The following is a 5,042-nucleotide window of genomic DNA, read 5'->3' as shown; positions in this document are numbered from 1 at the left end:
ATCTGCTCCGCAACTTTGGCCTGGGACCAACCTCGTAGTTCGCGTGCCTGCCTAAGGCGACGATTTGGGGTCGGCATGCGTGTCTCCTCCAAAGACCTCGCAGCATTGGCTGATCTGCTAAGAGCATCCTGCTCTGCAGTTCTCTAGATGGCCTTTGCTTGCTGATCGCAACCTCACAGCGTTCCGTTGCTCTCTGCATTGTCTACTCTCTCGATTGTACACTCCCGATGCTGCCAGCCGCCGTACAATGAGAGATGCTTCCTAACAATGCAGATCTCAACAGTTTCATTCGTTATGTAACCGATTACGGAACCGTTTACGATTGCTATTGTAGCATTACCGCTCGCCAGTAGCAACCTCCAGTCGTATCAATGAACCTCAATTGTATATTTATGCACTTCAATCACTCCGATCCCTCGCCGCCGCCTCCTGCAATGGCTGGCAGATGGAGGATGGCCTACTGTTGCGCACCTGCCTATCATCTGCTTAGCCCTTGCTCTTGTGGTATCGTTCCCGGGAGCGATACCATCGCGTACAGGAGCCGGAAGGAACAGTCAGGCTCTCTTCGTGCCGGTGTTTAATGTTTGCTCAGCGTACTTCCTGATCACTACCGCTGCAAAGGAGTGCTGCTATGGTAGAACACGTTTCACCTCCCCGCAGATGGCAGCGATGGCACAGGTGGGTCAGGCAGGCTTTGCCCCTGCTGCTCCTCTGCGCCATGCTGCTGTTGACCATCGCCCTGGCTAGTGTGCGCTCCTCGCGCGCTGCCAGCGCTGCACCAGCGGCCACACAGCCCTATACCTGGCGCAATGTTGTCACTGGTGGTGGCGGCGGCTTTGTTGTCGACGTGATTTTTAATCCCAAACAGAAGGATCTGATCTACGCGCGCACAGACATCGGAGGAGCCTATCGCTGGGACCCCAACACCGGCACCTGGATTCAACTGATGTCCTGGGTGACCCCCGATAACTGGAACATGGCCGGCGTTGAGAGTATCGCAACTGACCCCGTACAACCCAACCGTCTCTACATTGCTGCCGGCATGTATACCAATAACTGGACCAATCAGAATGGGGTCATTCTGCGCTCAACCGACTACGGTAACACCTTCCAGATCACGCAGATGCCCTTTAAGATGGGCGGCAATATGCCCGGGCGTGGCATGGGTGAGCGCCTGGCCATTGACCCTAATGATGACGCCATTCTCTACTTTGGGGCCCGCAGCGGCAATGGTCTCTGGCGCAGCACTGACTATGGTGTGACCTGGAGTAAGGTGACCAACTTCCCCGACACCGGTCCTTTCGCCGAGAACCCCAATGACCCCACCGGCTACCTCAGTGATCCTGTGGGCGTAGTCTGGGTGACCTTTGATCCCTCGACGGGCACGCCGGGCAGCCCTACTAAAACGATTTATGTTGGAGTCGCTGACAATCGCAGCGGCGCCTATAATATCTATCGCAGCACCGATGCGGGCGCTACCTGGGCGCCGATCCCGGGTGAGCCGACCTGCAGCGTCAGCGGAACAACGGTGACCTGCACTGGAGGCGCTACCTGGAGCACGACGAGCGATGCTTCTACCGGGTATCTCCCCCACCAGGGGAAAGTTGATTCGCAAGGGACCCTGTACGTGACCTACAGCGATTGGGAGGGTCCCTACAATGGAAGCCGCGGCGATGTCTGGAAGTTTACACCCAGTACAGGCACCTGGACGAAGATCAGTCCTGTGCCTGGCTCCGATAGCGCTAACGATTACTTCGGCTACGGCGGCCTGGCGGTCGATTGGCAGCATCCTGGCACGATCGTGGTAGCCAGTGTCAATTCATGGTGGCCTGATGCCCAGCTCTTCCGCACGACAAACGGCGGCGCTACCTGGGAACCGATCTGGACCTGGGCTAGCTATCCTAACCGCAATCTCTACTACACTATTGATGTCTCTAACGCCCCTTGGCTTGACTTCGGCAACAAGAACCCTGTGCCGCCAGTGCCAGCGGTAAAGCTGGGCTGGATGATCGAGGGGATGAACATCGATCCCTTCAATTCGGATCGCCTGATGTATGGCACCGGTGCCACGCTCTATGCAACCAATAATTTGACGGCCTGGGATAATTACCAGAACGGCGGCATTGTGAATTTCAAGAGTACAGCTCTGGGCATCGAGGAGGAGTATGTGACCGACCTGGTGAGTCCGCCGGCCAATGCTCACCTCTATAGCACGATGGCCGACGTCAGCGGCTTCCGTCACGATGATCTGACGAAGTCGCCGCCGGAAATGTACTACATCCCGTATGCCGGTTCGTATGCCGCCATTGATTACGCCGAGCTGAACCCGAACTTCATGGTACGCGTCGGTTATGGTAACCCGAGCGCCAGCCCGCCGGTGACCAGCACGGCCTTCAGCTACGATGGCGGCGCCACCTGGTTCGCAGGTAATAAAGATATCCCCGGCGTCTCTCAGAACGGGGGTACCGTGGCCGCCGCAGCCGATGCCAGCCGTGTACTGTGGGCTCCCGTGAATGCTCCGGTCTCCTATTCGACCGACAATGGCAATAGCTGGGTGGCTTCCGCCAATGTGCCTCAGAATGCAGTCGTGGCCTCGGACCGTGTCAATCCAAAGAAGTTCTACGCCTATGGACAGGGGAAGTTCTGGTACAGTACGGATGGCGGCGCTACCTTCACAGCTTCGTCGGCCACCGGCCTGCCTCAGGCCGGCGATTCGGTGGTGGTGAAGGCGGTACCGGGCCGTGAGGGCGATGTCTGGCTGGCTGGCGGTAACGCCTGGACCAGTGACTATGGCCTTTGGCATTCAACTGATGGCGGCCAGACTTTCACGAAGTTAACCAGCCTGGCAGGAGCTGATAAGATTGGCTTCGGCATGCCCGCCCCCGGGCAGAGCTATCCAGCCATCTATATCAGCGGCATTGTCGGCAATGTGCGCGGCATCTTCCGCTCCGACGACGGGGGCAATACCTGGGTGCTGATTAACGATAGTCAGCATCAGTATGGCAACATTACGACGATTACTGGTGATCCGCGCATCTATGGTCGGGTCTACCTGGGCACGAATGGCTTTGGTATCGTTTACGGCGATATCGCCGGTGCTACGACGACACCGACTCCTACGGCGACAGTGACTGCCACTCCTACGCCAACAACGGCTGTCACGCCGACGCCAACTCCTACGCCGTCCCCAACGCCAACGCCAACGCCTCGCCCCACGGTGACGCCAACGCCGGCGACGACACCAACTCCTACACCGACGCCGACAGCTACGGCGGGCTTACGATGCAGTGTCCATTACGCCGTGAATCAGTGGCCAGGCGGCTTTACGGCTAACCTGACGGTGACCAATACCGGAACCACGACAATTAATGGCTGGACGCTCACCTTTACCTTCCCTGGCAATCAGACGGTAACCCAGGGCTGGAATGGCGTGTTCTCCCAGCAGGGAAACCAGGTGACGATTACGAATGCCAGCTACAATGGTTCGATCCCGCCAGGTTCGTCGGTCTATCCGGGCTTCAATGGGACCTGGAGCGGCAGTAATCCGTCGCCAACAGCTTTCTATCTGAACGGCACTGCCTGTACGATCGTTTAGCGCCTCCGTCTCACTCATCGGTCCGTCCCGCTGGGAGCAGGCTCCCACGCGGGACGGATCTCTCTCCTAACAAGGCAGGCAGCCCATGAGCTGGCCCCGCTCTGCCGCGCAGCGTTGTCCCCTCAGCAGGAGCCAGCGAGGCTCTCAGCTCCCTGCCCCTGCTGGCCCCTCGCCTCGACAGGCTCCTGCGAGTCAGGCCCCTCAAAGCGTTCGATCACGAGCAAACCTCCTAGCAGATCCTCACACCAGTAGGAGGCACGCCCTTCTAGCCGGTCAAGGCACCATTGGCCCCAGAACTGTAACTTCGCCGTCGAGAAGATCTGGCGATGCCCATAGCACTCCTGGGCTCGCTCCTCATAGGGAACGACAATGAGAAGGCGCCGGCGGGTAACATGAAGCAGTTGATCTAGCGCATGTGGCAGCTCGTTCTCTTCAAGATGCTCTAGCAGATGGATAGCTGTTACGGTATCAAACGCTCCTAAGCCCAGAAATTCAGGCTGAAGCAGATCAAGCTGCATGAAATGGAGGCGATCAGTCAGGCCCAAGGCCTCGCTCAACAAGAGCGACAAGCGTAAGGCTTCGGCCCGACGATCAACCGCCACAATTGACCTCGGCGCACACTGGCCTCCTTGGGCAACGAGGAGCGGCCAGTAGGCACAGGCACAGCCGACGTCAAGCAAGCTGCTTCCCTGCAGCAAGGTGAGTAAACGGCGATAGATAGCAGCGAAGGCGGCGATACTCTCGCCGCTGTCCTTGTCCTTAATAGGTGCTACGGTCGTTGGTGGAGCCGGCGCGATCAGCTTGCTGAGTTGCGCAAAAGTGTTGAGGGCAAAGCGACGCCAGGCCTCCAGGGGCGCTGTCGGTGCAAACGAGGCAATGAGGCCATTCAGGGCCGCGTTAAAGTCTTCTTCGCCCTCTAGCCAACCAATGCGTACCAGCTCCTGCTGAAGATAGTCAACGAGACGATTATCGCTCTCTTCACTTTTCAGCCAATGAACGAGAATCCGCTCTAGGCCTTTTTCCTGACGCTGGAGCGCAAGAAAATGGGAAGTGCGTCGCAGGTTCCAGCCCTGGCGTAGGAACTGGCGCGCCAGCGCTTCGCCTTCAGGCTCGCTGCCCAACGCAAGAATCCGCAGGTTGCCCGCTCTCATAGCCTGTAGACGACGAGGCCTCCGGCCCGATTGATCTCTTCCGTCATGCCGATTTCCCTCGTCTTGTTCCCTGATCATTCTCCTCTTCTCCTGGCCTTCGACTCAGCGCTTCGCTCACTCAGAGCAATAATGGTTTCATAGCCCGGAATAGATAATTTAGCCTCATTAGATGAATAATACTATTTCTAAGAAGAAGATCAAATGTAATGGATTTTTTGAGATTAAACAGAGATGGACTTGATTGACTCAGAGAAGCCTGGTATACTTATTATAGATTATCATTGCTCCTCAACATA

Annotated in this window: 2 protein-coding genes; one reads left to right on the top strand and one right to left on the bottom strand. The window is 57.3% G+C overall.

Annotated elements, in window-relative coordinates; genetic code table 11:
- Positions 1-631 precede the first annotated feature (631 nt).
- On the top strand, positions 632-3,595 hold the full coding sequence (locus IRZ24_RS16590) for a cellulose binding domain-containing protein (RefSeq protein ID WP_297166546.1): 2,964 nt from the start codon (positions 632-634) through the stop codon (positions 3,593-3,595).
- A 122-nt stretch (positions 3,596-3,717) separates the two neighbouring features.
- Here the strand turns inward: IRZ24_RS16590 and IRZ24_RS16585 are convergent, their stop codons facing one another.
- Positions 3,718-4,824, bottom strand: coding sequence for a methyltransferase domain-containing protein (locus IRZ24_RS16585; RefSeq protein ID WP_297166543.1), 1,107 nt, complete (start codon positions 4,822-4,824; stop codon positions 3,718-3,720).
- Positions 4,825-5,042: the final 218 nt, after the last annotated feature.

This window comes from Thermogemmatispora sp. (assembly GCF_019683755.1).
In the GTDB taxonomy this organism is placed as follows: domain Bacteria; phylum Chloroflexota; class Ktedonobacteria; order Ktedonobacterales; family Ktedonobacteraceae; genus Thermogemmatispora.
Note: the sequence above shows the minus strand (reverse complement) of the source record. Positions and strands in the feature narration are given on the sequence as shown.